The 19,632-nt window shown below is 38.4% G+C and carries 21 protein-coding genes; 6 read left to right on the top strand and 15 right to left on the bottom strand.

The window, feature by feature from the left end; translation table 11 throughout:
- Nucleotides 1-322: 322 nt before the first annotated feature.
- The 3 genes from ACZYRN_RS03400 to ACZYRN_RS03390 form a co-directional block, all read right to left on the bottom strand.
- Nucleotides 323-757: a MarR family winged helix-turn-helix transcriptional regulator gene (locus ACZYRN_RS03400; RefSeq protein WP_488910075.1), complete on the bottom strand. Its 435-nt coding sequence runs from the start codon at nucleotides 755-757 to the stop codon at nucleotides 323-325.
- A gap of 12 nt (nucleotides 758-769) precedes the next feature.
- A complete protein-coding gene (hxlR, locus tag ACZYRN_RS03395) occupies nucleotides 770-1,132 on the bottom strand; it encodes a transcriptional activator HxlR (RefSeq protein WP_488910073.1) in 363 nt (120 codons plus the stop codon).
- Nucleotides 1,133-1,526: 394 nt separating this feature from the next.
- Nucleotides 1,527-1,676, bottom strand: a complete 150-nt coding sequence (locus tag ACZYRN_RS03390) for a ribbon-helix-helix domain-containing protein (protein ID WP_488910072.1) — start codon at nucleotides 1,674-1,676, stop codon at nucleotides 1,527-1,529.
- A 78-nt stretch (nucleotides 1,677-1,754) separates the two neighbouring features.
- On the opposite strand from ACZYRN_RS03390, the gene tnpB reads away from it, so the two are divergent.
- Both tnpB and fsa read left to right on the top strand, forming a co-directional pair.
- Complete coding sequence (tnpB, locus tag ACZYRN_RS03385) at nucleotides 1,755-2,906, top strand: IS200/IS605 family element RNA-guided endonuclease TnpB (protein WP_488910538.1); 1,152 nt, start codon at nucleotides 1,755-1,757, stop codon at nucleotides 2,904-2,906.
- Nucleotides 2,907-3,215: 309 nt separating this feature from the next.
- Nucleotides 3,216-3,905 carry a fructose-6-phosphate aldolase gene (fsa, locus tag ACZYRN_RS03380; RefSeq protein WP_488910071.1) on the top strand — a complete coding sequence of 230 codons (690 nt, stop codon included), beginning with the start codon at nucleotides 3,216-3,218 and terminating at the stop codon, nucleotides 3,903-3,905.
- 216 nt (nucleotides 3,906-4,121) lie between these two features.
- Here the strand turns inward: fsa and ACZYRN_RS03375 are convergent, their stop codons facing one another.
- The 7 genes from ACZYRN_RS03375 to ACZYRN_RS03345 all read right to left on the bottom strand — a co-directional run bounded on the left by ACZYRN_RS03375 (nucleotide 4,122) and on the right by ACZYRN_RS03345 (nucleotide 10,500).
- The gene (locus tag ACZYRN_RS03375) at nucleotides 4,122-4,754 is read right to left on the bottom strand and encodes an FMN-dependent NADH-azoreductase (RefSeq protein ID WP_488910070.1); all 633 of its coding nucleotides are present in this window, start codon (nucleotides 4,752-4,754) and stop codon (nucleotides 4,122-4,124) included.
- A gap of 176 nt (nucleotides 4,755-4,930) precedes the next feature.
- Nucleotides 4,931-5,668 (bottom strand): SDR family NAD(P)-dependent oxidoreductase, encoded by a 738-nt coding sequence (locus ACZYRN_RS03370; RefSeq protein ID WP_488910069.1) that lies wholly within the window; start codon nucleotides 5,666-5,668, stop codon nucleotides 4,931-4,933.
- 292 nt (nucleotides 5,669-5,960) lie between these two features.
- On the bottom strand, nucleotides 5,961-6,779 hold the full coding sequence (locus ACZYRN_RS03365; RefSeq protein ID WP_488910068.1) for a histidinol-phosphatase: 819 nt from the start codon (nucleotides 6,777-6,779) through the stop codon (nucleotides 5,961-5,963).
- A 186-nt stretch (nucleotides 6,780-6,965) separates the two neighbouring features.
- The gene (locus ACZYRN_RS03360; protein WP_488910067.1) at nucleotides 6,966-8,033 is read right to left on the bottom strand and encodes an ABC transporter substrate-binding protein; all 1,068 of its coding nucleotides are present in this window, start codon (nucleotides 8,031-8,033) and stop codon (nucleotides 6,966-6,968) included.
- 13 nt (nucleotides 8,034-8,046) lie between these two features.
- On the bottom strand, nucleotides 8,047-8,826 hold the full coding sequence (locus ACZYRN_RS03355; RefSeq protein ID WP_488910066.1) for an ABC transporter ATP-binding protein: 780 nt from the start codon (nucleotides 8,824-8,826) through the stop codon (nucleotides 8,047-8,049).
- A gap of 5 nt (nucleotides 8,827-8,831) precedes the next feature.
- Nucleotides 8,832-9,638, bottom strand: coding sequence for an ABC transporter permease (locus ACZYRN_RS03350; protein ID WP_488910065.1), 807 nt, complete (start codon nucleotides 9,636-9,638; stop codon nucleotides 8,832-8,834).
- Nucleotides 9,639-9,978: 340 nt separating this feature from the next.
- Nucleotides 9,979-10,500, bottom strand: coding sequence for a CarD family transcriptional regulator (locus ACZYRN_RS03345; protein WP_488910064.1), 522 nt, complete (start codon nucleotides 10,498-10,500; stop codon nucleotides 9,979-9,981).
- A 151-nt stretch (nucleotides 10,501-10,651) separates the two neighbouring features.
- Between ACZYRN_RS03345 and ACZYRN_RS03340 the strand changes: the two genes are divergently transcribed.
- The gene (locus ACZYRN_RS03340; protein ID WP_488910537.1) at nucleotides 10,652-11,047 is read left to right on the top strand and encodes a MarR family transcriptional regulator; all 396 of its coding nucleotides are present in this window, start codon (nucleotides 10,652-10,654) and stop codon (nucleotides 11,045-11,047) included.
- A 114-nt stretch (nucleotides 11,048-11,161) separates the two neighbouring features.
- Here ACZYRN_RS03340 and ACZYRN_RS03335 read toward each other — a convergent pair whose 3' ends face one another.
- Nucleotides 11,162-11,821 (bottom strand): DNA alkylation repair protein, encoded by a 660-nt coding sequence (locus ACZYRN_RS03335; RefSeq protein WP_488910063.1) that lies wholly within the window; start codon nucleotides 11,819-11,821, stop codon nucleotides 11,162-11,164.
- Between the two features lie 229 nt (nucleotides 11,822-12,050).
- On the opposite strand from ACZYRN_RS03335, the gene ACZYRN_RS03330 reads away from it, so the two are divergent.
- Both ACZYRN_RS03330 and ACZYRN_RS03325 read left to right on the top strand, forming a co-directional pair.
- Nucleotides 12,051-12,461 carry a YugN family protein gene (locus ACZYRN_RS03330; protein WP_488910062.1) on the top strand — a complete coding sequence of 137 codons (411 nt, stop codon included), beginning with the start codon at nucleotides 12,051-12,053 and terminating at the stop codon, nucleotides 12,459-12,461.
- A gap of 112 nt (nucleotides 12,462-12,573) precedes the next feature.
- Nucleotides 12,574-13,368 (top strand): VLRF1 family aeRF1-type release factor, encoded by a 795-nt coding sequence (locus ACZYRN_RS03325; RefSeq protein ID WP_488910061.1) that lies wholly within the window; start codon nucleotides 12,574-12,576, stop codon nucleotides 13,366-13,368.
- Between the two features lie 81 nt (nucleotides 13,369-13,449).
- On the opposite strand, the gene ACZYRN_RS03320 is transcribed toward ACZYRN_RS03325, so the two are convergent.
- The gene (locus ACZYRN_RS03320) at nucleotides 13,450-14,274 is read right to left on the bottom strand and encodes a carbonic anhydrase (RefSeq protein WP_488910060.1); all 825 of its coding nucleotides are present in this window, start codon (nucleotides 14,272-14,274) and stop codon (nucleotides 13,450-13,452) included.
- A gap of 351 nt (nucleotides 14,275-14,625) precedes the next feature.
- Between ACZYRN_RS03320 and ACZYRN_RS03315 the strand changes: the two genes are divergently transcribed.
- Entirely contained in the window at nucleotides 14,626-15,405 is a 780-nt protein-coding gene (locus ACZYRN_RS03315; protein WP_488910059.1) for a hypothetical protein, read from the top strand.
- 91 nt (nucleotides 15,406-15,496) lie between these two features.
- Here ACZYRN_RS03315 and ACZYRN_RS03310 read toward each other — a convergent pair whose 3' ends face one another.
- The 3 genes from ACZYRN_RS03310 to ACZYRN_RS03300 all read right to left on the bottom strand — a co-directional run bounded on the left by ACZYRN_RS03310 (nucleotide 15,497) and on the right by ACZYRN_RS03300 (nucleotide 19,590).
- Entirely contained in the window at nucleotides 15,497-17,068 is a 1,572-nt protein-coding gene (locus ACZYRN_RS03310; protein ID WP_488910058.1) for a Vga family ABC-F type ribosomal protection protein, read from the bottom strand.
- A gap of 374 nt (nucleotides 17,069-17,442) precedes the next feature.
- Nucleotides 17,443-18,525 carry a maleylacetate reductase gene (locus ACZYRN_RS03305; RefSeq protein WP_488910057.1) on the bottom strand — a complete coding sequence of 361 codons (1,083 nt, stop codon included), beginning with the start codon at nucleotides 18,523-18,525 and terminating at the stop codon, nucleotides 17,443-17,445.
- Between the two features lie 87 nt (nucleotides 18,526-18,612).
- Nucleotides 18,613-19,590 (bottom strand): ring-cleaving dioxygenase, encoded by a 978-nt coding sequence (locus tag ACZYRN_RS03300; protein ID WP_488910056.1) that lies wholly within the window; start codon nucleotides 19,588-19,590, stop codon nucleotides 18,613-18,615.
- Nucleotides 19,591-19,632 lie beyond the last annotated feature (42 nt).

The following is a 19,632-nucleotide window of genomic DNA, read 5'->3' as shown; positions in this document are numbered from 1 at the left end:
TATGGACGGTCACGGTAGGGTTTCTTCTCATTCTTGGACTCATTGGAAGAGTATTTTTCTACTTTGTTCGATCAGCAATAGATCCTCAAAATGACAATCAAGATTAATTCTCCAAAAAAACGGTGTCACTCCCCCAGTACAGTAAAAAATGGGGACTGACACCGTCATTTCATTTTAACTATTTCAGATAGTTGTTAATAATAGCAACAATACGTCCAAAAGACGACTAAAATCATGATGATTTTAGTCGTCTTTTCAGTTGTTCTATAGTCCGTTCATCTCAATCTCTTATTACGTATCGTTAGTTAGATAATAAAAAAAATTAATGATCATCTACTAAATTTTTTCTAACTAACTTTAATTGTTCTATAAATGAAGCAAGCTGTTCCTCCATTATGTACTGTGATAATTGTGCTTCCATTTCTTCTTTAATGCTCCATAAGCTCTCTTCTAGCTGCTTCCCCTTATCCGTCAAACTAATTTTTTTCACTCTGCCGTCTTTTCCGCTATTTGTCCTTTTCACTAAACCTTTTCGCTCTAATGTGTCAATTAATTTTGTTACAGAGGATGGTTTAATAAACAAGTCTTGTTGCAGGTTGGACTGAGTAACACCATCATGTTTGTAGAGTAGGACAAGCACACGTTCTTGCGAAGCCGTGATCCCTTCACGCTCTAGCTTTTCGTTATACTGCTGTAAAATAAGATGGGATATTTGATGAATTAAATACCCTATATGATTGTCCTGCGACTTTCGCATAGCCCTCCTCCATTATTCAGTTCCACTATTTGAAAATTCATTTATTACATGAATTTCCATATAGTTTTTCCCCCATTCATTCATTTTTTCGAGAATAGGCAATAAACTTTCTCCTTGTTTGGTCAGTGAATACTCTACTTTAGGTGGAACAACTGGGTAAACTTCACGATGAACAAGACGATCTTCTTCTAGTTCTCGTAGTTGAGTCACAAGCATTCGTTGGGTAATACCTGGAATTAACGCTTTTAGTTCGCCAAAACGCTTCGTTCCATCTTTTCCTAAATGCCACAAGATCCGCATTTTCCATTTCCCACTAAACATAGAAAGAGTAAGCTCTTTTTCACAGTTAAATGTTTTGTCCTGAAAATGAATCATTGTTTTGCCCTCCTGTCGCGTATTTTTCATATTATCTAAAAAAGTGCACACTTTTTCCTATATGAACGGGCAGCAGTAAACTCCCCACTTCAAACCTAAAAGGAATTTACATATTTCAACAATATTATTTAAAAAGGAAATGAATAAATATAATCATTTCCTTCCCCTCACAATTAATTATTTTCCTAACTAAGTATATTATATCCAACTCTCTTAGTTTACACAAATCTTAATTTTCCAATTATTTTGGAATTCCTGTATGTTTATTCATTTAAACTTATGGGGAAATTGCTGTACAATAGCATCGCTAATAGCATCTGCCATTTCTAAAGCTTGTGCCTCAATTTTATCATTTTTAGGCGGGAGTCTTCTCGCCTTCGGACAAGGGATCGCTTCAGCGGCCTCGATTGTCCGACTGTTCGAGCGCATACTGAATGAGATAAATAATGGTTTGTGTACGAGTGACAAACCCTTTCTTTTCTTTAAATTCGTCAATGCGCTTCAATAATTCTTTCGGGTAGCGCATGTTTACAACTTGTGACATACTATTCTCTCCTTGTGTATTAAAATGATACATTGTATAATGAGTATACTATACGATGACGTGGAGGTGAAGTGCATGATGGTAAACAAAGCATTCAAATTTCGCATCTATCCAAATAAAGAACAGGAAGTCTTAATCGCCAAGACAATCGGCTGTTCCCGTTTCGTATTCAATCATTTTTTAGGAAAGTGGAATGATGCTTACAAAGAAACAGGTAAAGGGTTAACATACAACTCATGTTCTGCTCAATTAACACAGCTAAAGAAAGAATTAGTTTGGCTAAAAGAAGTCGATAGCATTGCGATTCAATCATCACTAAAGAACCTTGCGGATGCGTACACTCGCTTTTTTAAAAAGCAGAATGATGCACCTCGATTCAAAAGCAAACGCAACAACGTTCAATCCTACACGACAAAACATACAAACGGAAACATCGCCGTTGTTGATCATAAAATCAAGCTGCCTAAACTTGGATGGGTCAAGTTTGCGAAGAGCCGTGAAGTCAAAGGGCGTATTTTGAGCGCTGCCGTGAGACGTAATCCAAGTGGAAAATACTTTATCTCGATCCTTGTTGAAACAGAAGTAACGGAAAAACCTAAAACCCATTCTTCTGTTGGCGTTGACGTTGGACTGAAAGACTTTGCAGTTCTTTCTGATGGAACGGTATACGAAAACCTGAAGTTTTTCCGTTCTTTTGAAAGGAAGCTGGCAAAAGAACAGAAGATTCTCTCCCGCCGGAAAGAGCAAGCGATAAACCGGAAGTGTCCGCTCCATGAGGCGAAAAATTATCAAAAGCAAAAACGAAAAGTAGCACGGCTGCATGAGAAAATCACAAACGCACGTACAGACTACTTGCATAAAATCAGCACCGAGATCGTCAAAAACCACGATGTGATCGGCATTGAAGATCTGCAGGTATCTAATATGTTAAAAAACCACAAGTTAGCCAAAGCGATTAGTGAAGTATCCTGGGCTCAATTCAGAACGATGCTGGAATACAAAGCAAAATGGTATGGCAAACAGGTTGTGGCTGTGTCTAAAACCTTTGCTTCCAGTCAATTGTGTTCTGGTTGTGGATACCAAAACAAAGACGTGAAAAATCTGAATCTTCGTGAATGGGACTGCCCTTCTTGTGGCGTCCATCAAGACAGAGATAGTAACGCAGGACAAAATCTTAAAAAGGAAGCCATACGACTTCTAACCGCAGGGACTGCGGGGCTAGCCTACTAAATAACGGGCGGTTACGCTGGTGATCGTAGGAATCCCCCACTTCAATCAGCTCGTAAGAGCGATAAGTGGGGGATGGTTCAACAAACACAGCAACATCTGTTTCATAATCCTTACTGATCATGGAAACGGCTTCCGTTTTTGATTAAGGCTAAGTGTTTATAAATCATTTTCCTTCCTTTTTCTTTCTTTAAATCCGGTTTACTTTATTCATCTTTCAGCGGTTAGGTGCATGTGTCATCAACAGGAAGGGATCGGCCCTTGTTCGGCGAATTCTATTAAATGAAGTCAAAAGGAAAGGAAGGGATTCATATGTTATTAGTGATTGATTCAGCGAATGTAGAAGAGATTAAAGAACTCATTGACTATTATCCAATTGACGGAGTGACGACAAATCCGAGTATCATTGTAAAAGAAAAAGCGGATTTTTTGTCATTGCTTAAGGAAATTAGCGAAGTGATCGGAAATGAACGAGAATTATTTGTCCAAACACTGACGTTTAAGGCCGAAGACATCATTGAAGAAGCGAAGTATATACGTGAGAACGTACCAGGTAATGTGGTCGTTAAAATACCTGTTACAAGTGAAGGAATAAAAGCGATTAAAACATTAAAAGAAGTAGGTATACGCACACTGGGGACGACTGTGTATACACCTTTGCAAGCATATGTAGCCGCAAAAGCAGGCGCTTCTTACGTAGCACCTTACGTGAATCGAATTGATAATCTGACAGGGAACGGTGTCAATGTAGTAAAAGAGATCACTCAGTTATTAGAGATACATGACTATAACTGCCAAGTACTCGCTGCTAGTTTTAAAAATGTTCAGCAAGTGCATAACGTTTGTTTAGACGGGGCGCACGGTGTGACAGCAGCACCCGATATTATCAGAGAGTTTCTCACACATCCGGCAACGGAAGCGAATGTCCATTCCTTCAGCGACGATTGGGAAAAAGCATATGGCGAGAAGAGTGTCGTCCGTACGGATAAAGTAAAATTATAACAGACAGTCTTTCCCTTCCTTTCTACACATCTTAATGGTCATTTTTGCTCTCCTTTTTTGGTAACCGATATGATGATTTTCCTTTTAGGATTTCAAATGAAAGGACCAATTAACAAAGTATTTAATAATCATTTTATCCATAGCAATGAACAGACCAAATCATATGCGATTTGGTCTGTTCATTGCTATGCTGTTTTTTATAAATAGGAAGAATCATTAAGCCTTTACTGCTGAGAATGTTTTTGCTACAGCTTCCACTTTTGCTAACCCTTCAGCAATAATGGTTTCAGCTTGATCTGGCGCTGCATTATGACCTTCAATGATGACCTCATCTACGAGTTGCATACCGAATACGCCACCTACAACATTTTTAATATACGTTGCAGCCATTTCCATTGGCGCTGCTTCTGGTGTGGAGTAAATTCCACCGCGTGCACTTAGAACAATGAATTTTTTGTCTGTCATTAATTGGACTAGTTGGCCATTTTCATCATATTTGAATGTGAAACCAGCTTGGTACACGTAATCGATAAATGTTTGTAGTTTAGCTGGGATGGTTAAGTTCCATAATGGGAATGCAAATACAACGACGTCTGCTGCTGTTAAGGCATCCATTGCTTTTTGTTTTGCCGCTAATAAACGCTGTTCGACGTCTGTCATTTCTTCGCCTGATTGTACTTTACCGAAAGCATTGAATAAATCTTGGCCGAAGTAAGGCATATCTTCCGCAAACACATCGTACGTTGTGACGTTGGCACCTTCTATGTTTTTCATGAACGTTTCATACATTTTACTTGATACAGCCTCTGTTGCTGGACGATTATTTGCTTTTACTACTAATACATTCATTATATTGTCAATCTCCTTTAATTATCATTAATTTAATTATCTTGAATTAATAATATATCAAACTAGCGTAAATGTCAACAAAGTCGCTCAGATTCTCAAACGAAAGCTTAAAAATAAGATATTTCTTATTTCACGGGCCTTGTTCATTCGTTTTATGATCTTCTAGCAGTATGACTTTATTGTGCCGTATAGCCGCCGTCAATGGTTAAGGTATTGCCTGTCATGAAGGATGAATCGTCTGAAGCCATGAATAATACGGCTTTTGCCATTTCCTCTGCTTTGCCAAGACGCTGCATTGGTGTAAGAGAAGCAAGCACCTGTTTACTTTCTTCAGGAATAATAGGTGTATCAATAAAGCCTGGTGCTAAAGAGTTCACACGAATATTTTTCGTTGCATACTCTAACGCAAGTGAGCGTGTTAAGTTAAGAACCCCGCCTTTTGCTGCATTGTATGCTGCTGAACCTGGCGACCCGACCCAACCATACATAGAAGCGGTATTGACGATAGAGCCGCCGCCTGATTTTAGCATTTCACGAATGGCTTCACGCGCGACTAAAAATACACCGTCTAAATCCACATTGACTGTGTTGCGCCATTCCTCATAGGAAAGCTCCTCTGTTTTTGTTACACGCCCAATCCCTGCATTATTAAAGACGATATCTACTTTTCCAAAGGTATCCACTGTCTGTTTAAAGATATTTTGTACCTCTTCTTCAATGGTAATGTTTGCTTTTACAAAAAGCGCTTCTGCATTTTGCGCCTTTAACTCCGCTTCAAAGGCTTTTCCTTTTTCTTCGTTTAAGTCGACAAGTACTACTTTTGCGCCCTCTTCCACAAATAATTTTGCTGTGGCAGCCCCAATACCGGATGCACCTCCAGTAATAACAGCTACTTTATTTTTTAATTTGCTCATATTCATTCATCCTTTCTCACTTTACATATTAATGGGCTAACATCTCAAAATCATTTATCTTGAAAGTGAGATGTTTGTGTACTAATTGTATTCTTTTTTTAAAATAATGTCAACTTGAATGGCTTTTTACAACCTTCATAAGGGCATTTCCCTAAAGTACGATCCGGGTCATGGATGATCATTACCTCGATATAACGGAAATATACTCCAAACCTGCCCGGATTCTACAATAGTTTCCTCTCACAAAACCCCTTTTAACGAATGGGGTTTTCTTTCGTAAATGGTGGGTCGTTCAAATGGTAGTAAGAAATCTTTTTTTATTTTTGAAATAGGCCCATTCTTTGTAGCCGATTGTTTTAAGTCGTTGTCTTACCAATTCAAAATCATCACCTACGCGATCTGGAGTGTGAGCATCCGATCCAAATGTGGCTTTTACGCCATAATGCAGTGCCCTCTCGAGGATTTCATCTGCCGGATACCATCCACCGCAGTCCTTTGTTTTACCCGACGTATTCACTTCTATCGCTAGATCATATTCTGCAATGACTTTTAATGTCTTGTCGATCGCTTCCGTTTGAATGGCAGAAAAGGAAGGATAAAACCCTTTCATCGCATCAATATGACCTAAAATTTGGAACAATCCACTTCGGGCAGATTCTTCTATTAAGTAATAATAATTTTCTTTCGTTTGCTGTTTTTCTTTATTCGACAGACCTTCCCAGCGGCCTCTCTTAAAAATATTAACGCCATCTACAACATGTACCGAACCAATAATGTAATCAAACGGATACAAATGATACTGCTGGCGATATAAATCTGCATGTTCGGGAAAGAAATCGGATTCTACACCTAATAAAACATCAATTTTCCCGCTATATTCCTTTTTCAACTGCAAAACTTCTGATACATATTCCGAAAATTGAGTTTTACCCATGGCAATACCCGGATACAACTGATCCTCTTCACTAAAAAAATAAGGGGAATGATCGGAAATTCCAATCATATCCAGACCATGATCAATAGCTGCTTCTACATACTCCCGTATAGTCCCCAAAGCATGTCCGCAGCGGTCGTGATGGGTATGGAAATCAAATTTCAAATCGGACTTCATTTTTATTGGCACCTCTCTTCCATCATTTTTACAAATTGTAGCATATACAATAAAGATGAATCCAACTTATGTAATCATAGAATTCGTCTCAAAGCAGATAGAAAAAACCCGGTTTTTAATTCGGGTCTTTTCTAAAAAAGAATCGATATACAATTATAACGCTTCTCAGGGCTATCGTTTGAATGATTATTTATATTCTCCTATAATTTTGGCTGCTTTTTCTGTTATGACTGTGTCAATTGCTTCGTCAAAATGGACTTCTCCCCGAATGGCTCCATTTTTCTTATACATTTCATACTGAGCCTGAATGTCATCAATGAACATTTTCCCATTTGGATCCAGTCCTGTCACAAATACATCTTCCCAAATGGCCGCCTTTTTTAAAGCGGTATATTGTGTCATGATGTTGATAATCTCATCTTTTCCCTCGCCTTTTTTGAAGGCATCGTTATAATCGCGAACCCCTTTTAAATAGGCAGCCATAAAACGCAACGATACATCTTGTTCTTCTTTCATAAATTGCGGTGATCCAAGTACCATCGCAATTTGTGCTTCCGGTGCGAAATCGGTTGCATCACCGAAACGAACGTGAATGCCTTCAGCCACACCTTGTGTAATGAGTGGTTCAATTTGCAGCGCGGCATCAATGGAGCCATTTTCAATCGCTGCCATCATATTGCCAAAGTCAGACATAATGACAAACTCAACGTCGTTTTTCGTTAAGCCTGCGTGCTTAAGCATTTGCTGGAAAATGTAATCGTCCACAGCGTGCTGAGTGGAAACGGCAATTTTCTTGCCCTTCAAATCACTGTATTCCTTTATTTTATCTTTTTGATCAGCACCTATTACAAATGTAAAATACGATTTTCCTTTTTCATTGTGCCCTTTATCAGCGATAATTTTCACATCAATTCCTTGAGCGATCGCATTAAAAAACGAAGCGGACGAAATGCCTCCTGCAATATCCACATCACCAGATGCAAGAGCGGGCAACATATCATCGCTATTGGAAAATGTCGCAAACTCTACTTCAATGTTGTAATCGTCAAAATATCCTTTTTCGTTGGCAATGTAAAAACCTGCGCCTGACGCAGAACCATCTTCTGCAATGACCACTTTCGTCTCTTTACTTAAAGGGGCTAAGTCGCCAGACGGATGGTCTTTACTGACGTCATCATTCACCTTCACCGCTTCCTCTTCCGCACATCCCGCCAGTAAGAATAAGATCCCTAACATACCTAACCACTTTTTCATCCATATGCCCCCTTCATAATCTTGACCCTTGTACTTCCACCTGCAAATGCTGCCAAATCGCCAAAAATTTGGCGGCCATTTCCGGATTTGATCGAATGTCTTCCAGTTTTCTGGGCCGCGGCAAATCAATTTTTACCTCATGAATGATTTTGCCCGGCTGCGTACTCATCAGTAACACCCGGTCACTTAAATACAACGCTTCGTCTATGCTATGTGTAATGAACAGCACTGTCTTCTTTGTTTCAGACCAAATGGATAACAGTTCTTCTTGCAAAATATATCGGTTCTGCTCATCCAATGCCCCAAACGGTTCATCCATCAGCAAAATTTCCGGATCATTCGCAAATGCTCTCGCAATGCTAACCCGCTGCTTCATCCCGCCAGACAGCTCTTTCGGGTACATTTTTGCGAACTTTGCCAGTCCCACTTTATTTAAAAAGTAGGTTGTTCGTTCTTTTACATACGATTTTGGTAAATGACGCATTTTCAGGCCAAACGCCACATTTTCCTCCACCGTTAACCATGGCAAAACACCTCGTTCTTGAAACACCATCGACTGGTTCGGACGATCTTCGTTGCTTCTCTTAATCTTGAAGTGACCAGAACTCTGATTTTCAAGCCCTGCTAATATGCGGAGCAACGTTGTTTTTCCACAACCGCTCGGTCCAACGAGACAAACGAACTCTCCCTCTTCGATATCAATTGAAATATTCTCAAGTGCCGTGACGCTATTTTGTTTTTTATAAAACACTTTCGTCAATTTATGAATCGATATTTTGGGGTTCATGCTCACCATCGTCACCTCCACGGTATTAATTTTCGCTGCAACCCCCGTAATAACAATGAAAAGATATAGCCAAAAAACGAAATAAGAATTAACCCAACAAACATTTCTTTTAGTAAAAAGGCACTGTAGGACGTCCAAATCAAATAACCAATTCCTGATCTTGCCCCCATCATTTCAGCTGCGACTATGGTCAGCAAGGCGATGGCCTGCCCCATCTGAATTCCTTCTAGCATGACGGGAAGGGAACCAGGTAAAGCAATTTTCAAAAAGAAATCTTTCCTGCTGGCTCCGTAGTTTTTGGCTACATCCAAGTAAATGGATTCAATAGATATAACACCAGCAACAGTATTAATCACAACAGGAAAAAAAACACTTCCCGCAATGGTCACGACTTTTGACACTTCACCAATGCCGAAGATGATTAAAATAATCGGCAATAAAGCAAGTGTGGGAATGGGCATTAACGCCATAATAAGAGGAGAAATAAAGTGTCGAATGGGTGCGTATAAGCCCATACATAAACCGAGAACGATCCCAGGAATGACACCTAGTAAGAAACCAGTGAAGATCCGAAACAAGGAGATGTTTATGTGATGAAACAATTCACCACTTGTGAGCAATTCAATAAATGTGGAAATAATCGCAGTGGGCGGCGGGAAAAATCGTGCGTCAATTAGTCCGCTTTGAGATAAAAACTGCCAAATAAGCAAAAGACATACAGGAGAAAATATGGTTAACCATGTCTTCAATCTTTGTTTCGTTTGTTGTTTGCGCCATTCTTGTTTTTCCGTTTCAATTGGATTTTTTATATCCTTCATTTTCCACCACCTCTTCATCAAAATAATATGTAGGCGCCCGGAAATGTGTGCACAGCATACAAGATGCTGATCGTTAATCTACTACACTAACGCTCCGTTAATTAGTAGCCAAAATGTACTTATCTGGCCGAAAATTCCACATTCAGCTGTCATGTCTGCCTTCCTCTTTCAGCACCGCAGCTAACAAAGGATGCCTCTGAGATTTGAGTATGCGAAACACATAACTTAAAACAAAAAAGCCTCAATCCCCTGTTCTACAAGAAATTAAGACTTTATGAAGGAATGATTCCTATTTGGTTTAAATGAGCCGCTAATTATCTCTTCAGTATGAACCTATTTATTACTTATTTACAGTGATCAAGCTAGTAACCTTTTCAGCTATTGCTTCAAAAGTAGTATTTAGTGAGAGTGCCAATTCTGCGAACAATATGTTTTGAGTAAACGTTAAAAGTTTATGGTCGCGATCGTAAAGTTTCTTTTGGTTCATTTCAACTTCATACTTTTTCCGCATCAACGTATTAATTATTTTAGAAATTTCTTTTCGGTTTCCGCTATTTATAATATCGGAATATATTTGGAAACGTTGATGACTTTTTTCTATCCAACTTATACCTGGCCGTTTGAACGAGTTTAAAATTTCTTCTGCTTCATCTTGATGAATAATTTCTAACATAACGGCTTTATTATTATCCACCGGTGTACTTATTGTTAATTTTGTATCTTTAAGGGGATGTAAAACGTAATAATTTCGGGAATCGCCAAAATATGTTTTTTCACATATATCATCTATGTGGCATATGCCATGCGCTGAATAGATAATCAAATCTCCAACATTAAACATTTTATTTGCTCCTCTATTCATTATCGTCAACCTTATTGACTAATTTTATTTTAATACAATATCCTTCGAACGTCAACAAGGTTGACATAATTCACTGATTTTTATATATTAAATAGCAAACAAAACGTTTAGAGTGAAATGGTTGAATTCTGAATGACAAAACTTAGATTTAATTGACTTATTAAGCGAGCGTCACGTTCTGTTTCGTAGAATATGTGAGAAATCATGGAACGACAGCAGTGATATTTATATTTCGAATTCTGAATGGGATATCATGGCTAGGACATATAAAAGGCAGCCAACCATTTCGCATGTTTCGAAACATGTAGACATTTCTCGTCAGGCGACCCATAAGTTTATAAAAAGCCTTGAGTCAAAAGGATTAGTGGAAATTAATAGCATAGAAAATAACAAGAAAGATAAATGCTTACAGTTAACTGTATTAGACAAAGATTGTTATGAGAAAAATGAGTCTTTAAAGGCAATACTTGAAGAAAAAATCGTAGCGGATCAATTAACACTTCTCAAAGAAATTTTAAAATTAGATTGGGGATCATCATCTTCTTAAAATAAATTCCTCTTATTTGTTGTGATGAACAAAAAAACAAGAAATTTGAAGAAAAATTACATTATTTTAGCTACGTTTTAAAAAGTTGCTGCGCATCCGTTTGTTACAAAAAAGCTAAAGATATTTACTAGCCTCTTTTATACTTAATGGAGCAAGTTTTTCGTGATAATTTTTAATAAAATCTCTCACCCATTTGGGATTTGTTTTACTATACTCCCGTAAACTCCAACCGATTGCTTTGTTTATGAAAAATTCTGTTTGTCCAAAATTATTTTTAATAATTTCTTCCAATAAATCCGTATTTGTTTTTGCTTTTCTTGATAGCTGATGGTCAATAGCGATCCTCTTCAACCAAAAGTTTTCGTCTGTACTCCACTCTAACATCGTTTCGTTTACCTCTGGATAGGACAATGCAATCTCTCCAATTACTCCATCAAGTCCGTCAATGGTATCCCACCACGATTTAGAAATGGCTAATTCCTTGATTTTGGGAACATCTGAAACCGTAAGATCCTTTTTCATAAGCAATAAATAATCCGTAGCCACATATTGATATTCTCTGTAATCTTGTTTCCAACAATTATAGACAAACGACCAATCCACTTGTTTTTCTTTTTTTGCTTGTTTGAAGTATTTCTTGCATAATGCTTTGCGCTTTGGTGAACGTATTCCTAAGAATGGAAATTGGTCACGCATGTAAGCGCTCATTTTAATTGCCTGTTCATTGTCTCCACTATTCGCTATATCAACAAATAAATTTTTAAAATCCATCATTCTCCCTTTCTTCCCTAAACAAAATAGCCATTCTTTAACATGGCTTTCAAAATAATACCACAAATGATTCCATTAAACGGTCCCGGTCGTGAAATAAGAAGATCAAAAATCAACATCACCGTTATACAAGAAATTTGTTCCAATGAAAAGTTTAATTTCATGATAACGTATTTTAGTTTTATTTTTAGCAAAGGATAGTCACTGAATACTTTAAAAGGAGTGGATCATCATGTTAAAGTTACAAACAGATCTTGAAGGGAAACAAGCCTTCTTTGGTCATATGCAAGATACGCTTAAAGACCTCGGGTACGATTTAGGAGGGCACTGGGATTATGATCAAGGGAGCTTTGATTCCGTTTTGTGGCGTGACGGAGCAGAGACCATTTATTTAAGAATCCCTTTTCTTGTGGTGGATGGAGAACTTGAGAAACCTGATGCTTCGATTGAATTTCAAACACCTTTTGTGATCAAACATGTCGTCAATACGGGTTTAGACAATGATGAACATTCATTAGCAACGGCTACAGGATTTAACCAGTTCCAGGACCCTCTGGATACAGACGGACAAATAAAAAATAAAAATAAATGGGAACATGCTGGTGAAGAAGCCATCAAACAGATCGTCGGTTGTTTACATTAAATAATTGGCCCTCTTTTCATGCTGCGGTTTCATACAAACGTACTTTAAATGCGCTTTAGAATGCCTTTCTCTACTTGTAACACGGAGAAATTTGAGGAGGTTTAATAAATTAATGACCTTAAACAAAGAACTTCAAACTTTAAAAAAATATCACAGCGGTGAACGTGGCGTATTGAGTGTTTATTTAAACACAAACCCAGCTGACCCAGAACAGCAAAACGGTGCATGGAACATTCATTTAAAGAACGGTTTAAAGGAGTTAGAGAAATATTTAACCGATTCCAAAAATGAAAATGAATTAACATTATTTAAAGAAATAAAGAAAAAAGTATTAAAAGAAATTGATGATCATAAGGATGAGTTGCGCAAAGGTGTGGTCCTTTTTGCTTCAGTGAATCCGGAATTATGGTCAGTTCACTATGTACAAGTCCCTGTTAAATCAAGCTTTCATTGGGAAGATCATCCGGTGCTAGAACAATTGGAATATATGCACAAAGCATATCCAGAAGCAGGCATCATTTTACCAAGCTTCGGGGAAGTCCGAATATTGGATACAGCAATGGGAAGGGTTAAAGAAGATTTTGCTTACAGCTTCGATCCTAACCTTGAAGAGTGGGGAGAAAAGAAGGACATGGACCCCGGTGGTCGTCATGTAATCGGGAGCAGCAAAGTAGACTTTTTAGAGTCCCGGCTTAAAGAAAACTTGCAAAGGTTCTTTAAAAGCATGGGTGCGAACGTAGAACGATTGAAGAAAGAAAGAGGATGGGTAGAGATCCATGTAGCAGGTGAAACTGAATTGGCCATCGCTTTTGCTGAAACTTTACGAGAAAAACCGGCAAGCTGTATTTACAAAAACCTAAATAACAGCAAACCGAATGAAGTGATCAATCAAGTTTTAGAAAAATAAAAGTGCTTTTATCCTTGTCTTCCCTTTGAAAAAAGGGAGGACTTTTTATCGTAATCTGTTGGCTAACAATTCCACGGGCCTTTACTTCTCCATCACTTTACGATCTTCTAAGGCTTGGATCGGACGATGGTTATTCGGATAAATTTGACGAAATGCATCGATTTGCTCTTTAGATATATCAATCGGCTTTCCTAGTACAATCCACTGCACAGCCTCTGAACATGGCGGCGTCGTTAACGAACCCCTATATTGAAACGATTGTTGGTCCTTTGGCAGGATACTCATTAAGTCAACGGGCGCTGATAATTTTACACCTTCTGCTGTTTCTTCTTCGGGAAGAGCACTCCACACATTTGCTAACACGCGGTTTGACATGCCTTCCTTCATCATGACCGCGATAACAGCCAGTTGATCCTTTTCATCTTTATGCACAAGATGCAACTCCATATCAAAATGTTGGCCGTTAAACTGATGTTCACTTGGCGTGTGAAAGTGAAATTGGACGAGTGGATACTCTTTGCCACGTGCAGTCACGATATTATCCGTTGTTCTGGCATTCGCTTGAATTGTATGTCCATTGTTCACTAACGAAAAGTCACTCGGTGTATAGTTTATTTCCATCTTTTCCAGTTGTTCACTTTCTATGACACGCGACATATCGATATTAATGGGAGACTGTTCTTTTCCGTTCGCGCATGCTGCATTTGCAGGATCTAAATCATCCCAATGCTCTGGTCCGTTTTCTCCATCGTAAGACCAATCATGAGTACGATCGGTCTCTGCTCTGTTCCTCTCTTCCTGATGCTCTTTTCCACTTGTTTCCTGCGATATATTCGAGGAACAGGCCGTTAAAGGGAGAGCAAGAAGGAACGATACAACAGGAAAAAGAAATTTATTTTTTGCCATAGCATCTCCTTCCTCCTTATCCGATGCAAATGTATTGGGCCATTAATTAAGAGAACAAGAATAGCTGAGCAAATCAGGATAGCAACGATCAATTCCCATTCGTCTTTTCTCTTACCTCTGATTATTCTTTTCTAAATCAAAAAATTCCTTTTTTCAGCATCGGAGTAATCGCCGTTTCTTTTCGTTTACTCGGTATTGGACGAATCCATAGACGATCATCTTTTATGTCAAAATTGTAATAAAGATTATGAATGATTGACATTTTGCCATAAGGGACATAATGCGGCTTATTTTTTCTTATAATAGATTAATATCATTACATAGCGTAATTAGAACGAAGGGAGGAACATTGTGAACACAGATCAAGCTTTTGAGCTGTTAATGGATGCTGGATTAGCAGAAAGTATGAGTATTCAAACGGTTAGACGCTGGCTTCGTGAAGGAAAAATTAAATACGAGGGAAATGAAAAGAGAAAAACCGGATACATAATTGATGACACAGATCAAGCTTTTGACCTGTTAAAAGATGCTGGATTAACCAAAAGCATGAGTATTCAAACAGTTAGACGCTGGCTGCATGAAGGGAAGATTAAATACGATAGAACGAAGACTCGGTCAACTGAATATACAATTGATGACACCGCCTCAAAGCTGTTTAAACATGATCGTACGGATCCCAATAAGGACGAGATCATACACCAGTTGAAATTAAAAATAAAAACACAAGATAAATATATAGAAGGAATAGAAGAAATTCATAAGACTTCAAAAAATATAGTACTCCAGCAAAGAGAGAAGTTAAATAAGCTAAATAAGGAAATTGCTCTGCTACAGAATGTGACAAGAAAATTACAAAATGAAACAAAGGATTTATTAAAAGAAAATACGGAATTGAATAAGGAATTAATCCATTTAAAAGAAAAGAAAAGAGACTATCTTCACTCTCCTGCTCAATCAAATGATTATAGTAAAAAACTAGGACTTTCAAGAACAGCGAGTAATAAAGATGTGATGACAGAATATAAAGGGTTATTAAAAATAACTCACCCGGATCATGGCGGCAACACAAAGTTATTTCATTATATTAAAACGGATTACGATCATTTTAAAAATAATATCAAAGGCAGCTGAAAGAAAAAAAGACAAGACATATTAGTCCTATCAAATATGCCTTGCCCTTTTTTTATTCATTTCATATTTTTACGAAAGGAACTCTTTTACGTTATTCAAACGTGTCCAATTTCCGTTTTTCTTCTAAAAGGATTTGAAATTCCCTTTCCATTTCTTCACATGGTTTCATACTTAATCGACTTAGTACTTCTGATATTTTCATTTCAAGTACGAGCCGTTTATCTTCTATGGTATTTCGGCTTTTTTGGTGTTCATCCTGTTTATATTGTGTGTAGGTTCCTTCAAACAGTTCAATCTCTCTATTACGAATAGCCAAAATGCGTGTAGCCATGTTTTCGATTAGCCGGCGGTCATGGGAGACGAAGATTACGGTTCCTTCATATTCTTTTAAGAGCAATTCCAGTGCGCTGGCAGCTTCAATATCGAGAAAATTTGTCGGTTCATCCAAAATTAGCGTATTAATATCGCTCAAAAATAATTTCGCAAACGCTACTTTTACTCGTTCACCCCCACTCAAAATGCCTACAACCTTATAAACATCTTCTCTAAAGAAATGCAGCCTTGCGAGTACAGTTCGAATGAATGTTTCATCCTGCTTGGAAGTGGAGCGGACATTTTCTAAAATCGACTTTTCAACATCTAGTATATTTAAGTTTTGACTAAAGTAGCCCATTTTCATAGATGGAGAAATCGTGATCCCTTCATCTTGATTGATGATCTTTTTCACAAGAGTAGTTTTCCCACTGCCATTTGGACCGATAATCGCTAGTTTATCGCCACCACGAACATGAAAACTTATTTTGTTCCAAAGAATACGTTCAAAAATGGCACCTGTCACATCTTGTACACGAAGAATAATTCTGTCTTTAAATGTTTCTTCATGAGGCAAATTCATTTTGAGCGAAGGAGTCTCTTTCATTTTTTCTACTTTTTCTAGTTTTTCCAGTCTCGTTTCAATTACTTTTGCCGTTTTTTGGAGTTTCTTTTGTTTTTTAGCAAAGTATGGTTTCGCTTTTTTTGCTTCTAATTGACTTACCTTTTTTGGCGCTTTTGTTGCTTTTTCAGCTTTTTTCTCTTTTATTTTCACTGCTTCTTCTAACTGTTTTTTCTTTGCCTCATATCTTTCATACGCTACTTTCTTTTGATTATGCTCCCATTCTTTTTGTTCTGCATAATCGCTATAGTTGCCTTTATACTTTTTTATTTGTCCTTCATTGATCTCCCATATGGTGGTGCAAATGGCATCCAGAAATGCTCGATCATGAGAGACAACGACGAAAGCCCCTTTCCACTCTATCAGTTTCTTTTCCAGCCATTCAATATGCTCTGTATCAAGATTTGTGGTTGGTTCGTCTGCAAATAAGATTTCTGAAGCTGTAACGAGTGCCTCATTAATGCAGGCCTGTGTTACTTCTCCTCCGCTTTTTGTTGTATCTGTTGTTCTTTTTAGCTGCGGCAGAAGTTCACATTGAGCATGACAGATAACGGTCCCGCTGTCTGGAATTATCTTTCCAGCCAATACGTTCAACAATGTCGTTTTTCCACTGCCATTACGGCCGACTAAGCCGATCCGGTCATTTTTATGAATTTGTAATTGATCAGTCTCTAGTAATAACCGGTCCTTTACATAGTGCTTTATATGAAGTACTTCTAATAGAAACATACAATCATCCCCCCATTTTTTCATTTTCCAGGGACAAAAAAATGCCCCTATCTATATTCAGAATAGGCGGCATAGGTATAGGTGGGCACTAAAAAGAGACTTCTCCTTTTAGGTTCAACTATAGAAAACCAATCCTATTCTGAAAACTCCGAGTGAAGGCATCAAAAATAAGGCAGAAACGTTCATCTGCTAAAAAAACACCTTCAACTAACGGCTTTCGTCAATAGGATTAGTACTTCATTTAGTTGGGTCACCCTTCCGTTCTTTTTATTTTAGTGCAACTCTAAATGATACATTCAGAATTGTCAAATGTTAATTTCCTCTACCATTATAAGCTGCTTGATTTGTTTCTTAAAGATGAATTCCTCTTTCCCTCAAAGAATATCCATCCCTTTTAAAGGCCGTGTTCCTTTAAACGCATACTCTAGTAATTGCCGGATTGATTGCTGCTCAATAGGCCGGGGGTTATAATAAGGATTCTTCACAGCCCGTTCTGCAGCCTGATCCAAATCACTTTCCCTCATCCCAATGCTCATCAATGACGCAGGGGCGCCTAGAGAGGCAGCCCAATCAAAAAGAGAGCCCGCTGCATCCTCTTCCTCTACATGAAGGGCACGTGCGATGGATGTTATCGCTTTCGGTGCGTAGGCCGCATTGTACCAAATAACGTATGGCAGCACGACCGAGTGGGTTTCTGCATGTGGAAGGTTGTAACTGCCTCCCAATACGTGACATAGCTTATGGTGCAAGGCCATTCCTACAGATCCTAGAACAGTCCCCCCAATCCAACAACCATAAAATGCCTCGGAGCGTGCCTCTATATCATATGGATCCGCTATAATAGACGGTAAACTTGAACGAAGAGCACGAATGCCATCTTCTGCCAAAAGAGAAATGATGGGGTTTATATTTTCTGCATATAATCCTTCTACACAATGGGCCATCGCATTCATTCCACTCGTGACCGTCACACGTGCTGGCAAATTAACCGTAAGAGTCGGATCATAAATGACCGATTTCGGCTTCACAATAGGATCTTTTCCAGTCTTTTTCATCCCATTCTCCGTGATTCCCCAAATCGGCGTCATTTCCGATCCTGCATACGTAGTAGGTATGGCCACAATGGACAAACTAGTATTTAGGGCAATGGCTTTTGCTAAACCGATAGAGGAACCTCCACCAATGGGAACAAGACTGTCTATATGGCGTTCCCGCACAATCTGTAACGCTTCCTGAACGTTTTCCATCGGCACATGCTGCACCGCTTTTGCATGAATCCCCGCACATAATGGACCTAGTATAGATGAAACCTGGTTGGCTAGCTTTTGTTGTCCAGGGGTGGAGATCACTAACGCCCTTTTCGCCCCCACCTTATGCAGTTCCATGCTAACTTCTTTCATTTTCCCGGTGCCAAAGTTCACCCTCATCGCTTGTGCTTCATATAAAAAATGTTGCATCGCTGCTTCCTCCTTTGTTTGCCTTTCTTTCATCGCCTGTACTTAAAAACGTCTGATGGGCAATCAATCCCCATCAGACGTTTTCCTTTATTCTTTCACAAATTCTTTTGTGCTTCTTACAGTATCAATCGGGCGTACCAATTTTTCAATTTCTTCCCGTTTTGGTTCTAAAAATGGAGGCAATGACAATTTTTCTCCAAGCGTTTCATACGGTTCATCGTCCATAAACCCTGGTCCATCTGTTGCAAATTCAAATAAAATTTGCGGAGCCACTCTTGCGTATAATGATCCAAAAAAGAATCGGTCTACGAAACCAGATGTTTGGAATCCGAAACTTTGCATCCGTTTAATCCATTCTTCTAAAACAGAACGGTCTTCCACACGAAAAGCCGCATGATGAACAGTACCAAATCCTTGTCGAGCCTGAGGCAATATCACATTTTTTTCTACCACGACTTGCGCACCATTTCCTCCTTCTCCTACTTCAAATAAATGAAAAGCTCCCTCTTGAGCGATTTCTTTAAAAAGGAGAACTTTTTCCAGCATCTCTTTAAAGTAATCAAATTCAGCGATCCGAACAAAGATGGGGCCTAAGCCTGTAATGGCATACTCTAAAGGAATCGGTCCTTTTTGCCACGGTGTACCAGCCGCAACACCTTCATTATTTTCATCTGAAATCAATTGGTATTGTTGATCATCAAAATCAACAAAAGAAAGGGTCTTTTTACCAAATTGTTCTTTGATTCCTGTATGTTTTACTTCTAAACGATCAAAACGTTTCATCCAATACTCTATTGCTGCATCACTCGGTACACGAAAAGAGGTTTTTGCTATCTCATTTGTCCCATGGATTCCTTTTGAAATACCCGGAAAGTCGAAGAATGTCATATCTGTACCTGCACTGCCCGTGTCATCCGCAAAAAATAAGTGATACGTTTGAATGTCATCTTGGTTCACGGTTTTCTTTACTAACCGCATCCCTAATACATACGTGAAAAAGTCATAATTCTTCTCTGCACTGCTTGTAATCGCCGTTACGTGATGGATTCCTTTTAATTCATTCATTTTATATTCCTCCAGTTGGTTATTCATTTTGCTTGTTTTTAT

Source organism: Domibacillus sp. F004 (assembly GCF_057814295.1).
This window is presented reverse-complemented; position numbering and strand designations above follow the sequence as displayed.

Excerpts from the sequence above, each read along its gene's own strand:
- ACZYRN_RS03360 (WP_488910067.1), bottom strand. The coding sequence starts at position 8,033 with ATGAAAAAGTGGTTAGGTATGTTAGGGATCTTATTCTTACTGGCGGGA.
- ACZYRN_RS03335 (WP_488910063.1), bottom strand. The coding sequence starts at position 11,821 with ATGATGGATTTTAAAAATTTATTTGTTGATATAGCGAATAGTGGAGAC.
- ACZYRN_RS03350 (WP_488910065.1), bottom strand. The coding sequence starts at position 9,638 with ATGAAGGATATAAAAAATCCAATTGAAACGGAAAAACAAGAATGGCGC.
- ACZYRN_RS03305 (WP_488910057.1), bottom strand. The coding sequence starts at position 18,525 with ATGCAACATTTTTTATATGAAGCACAAGCGATGAGGGTGAACTTTGGC.
- ACZYRN_RS03375 (WP_488910070.1), bottom strand. The coding sequence starts at position 4,754 with ATGAATGTATTAGTAGTAAAAGCAAATAATCGTCCAGCAACAGAGGCT.
- ACZYRN_RS03320 (WP_488910060.1), bottom strand. The coding sequence starts at position 14,274 with ATGGCAAAAAATAAATTTCTTTTTCCTGTTGTATCGTTCCTTCTTGCT.
- ACZYRN_RS03345 (WP_488910064.1), bottom strand. The coding sequence starts at position 10,500 with ATGAATAGAGGAGCAAATAAAATGTTTAATGTTGGAGATTTGATTATC.
- ACZYRN_RS03300 (WP_488910056.1), bottom strand. The coding sequence starts at position 19,590 with ATGAATGAATTAAAAGGAATCCATCACGTAACGGCGATTACAAGCAGT.
- ACZYRN_RS03310 (WP_488910058.1), bottom strand. The coding sequence starts at position 17,068 with ATGTTTCTATTAGAAGTACTTCATATAAAGCACTATGTAAAGGACCGG.
- ACZYRN_RS03370 (WP_488910069.1), bottom strand. The coding sequence starts at position 5,668 with ATGAGCAAATTAAAAAATAAAGTAGCTGTTATTACTGGAGGTGCATCC.
- tnpB (WP_488910538.1), top strand. The coding sequence starts at position 1,755 with ATGGTAAACAAAGCATTCAAATTTCGCATCTATCCAAATAAAGAACAG.
- hxlR (WP_488910073.1), bottom strand. The coding sequence starts at position 1,132 with ATGATTCATTTTCAGGACAAAACATTTAACTGTGAAAAAGAGCTTACT.
- ACZYRN_RS03330 (WP_488910062.1), top strand. The coding sequence starts at position 12,051 with ATGTTAAAGTTACAAACAGATCTTGAAGGGAAACAAGCCTTCTTTGGT.
- ACZYRN_RS03400 (WP_488910075.1), bottom strand. The coding sequence starts at position 757 with ATGCGAAAGTCGCAGGACAATCATATAGGGTATTTAATTCATCAAATA.
- ACZYRN_RS03390 (WP_488910072.1), bottom strand. The coding sequence starts at position 1,676 with ATGTCACAAGTTGTAAACATGCGCTACCCGAAAGAATTATTGAAGCGC.
- fsa (WP_488910071.1), top strand. The coding sequence starts at position 3,216 with ATGTTATTAGTGATTGATTCAGCGAATGTAGAAGAGATTAAAGAACTC.
- ACZYRN_RS03365 (WP_488910068.1), bottom strand. The coding sequence starts at position 6,779 with ATGAAGTCCGATTTGAAATTTGATTTCCATACCCATCACGACCGCTGC.
- ACZYRN_RS03325 (WP_488910061.1), top strand. The coding sequence starts at position 12,574 with ATGACCTTAAACAAAGAACTTCAAACTTTAAAAAAATATCACAGCGGT.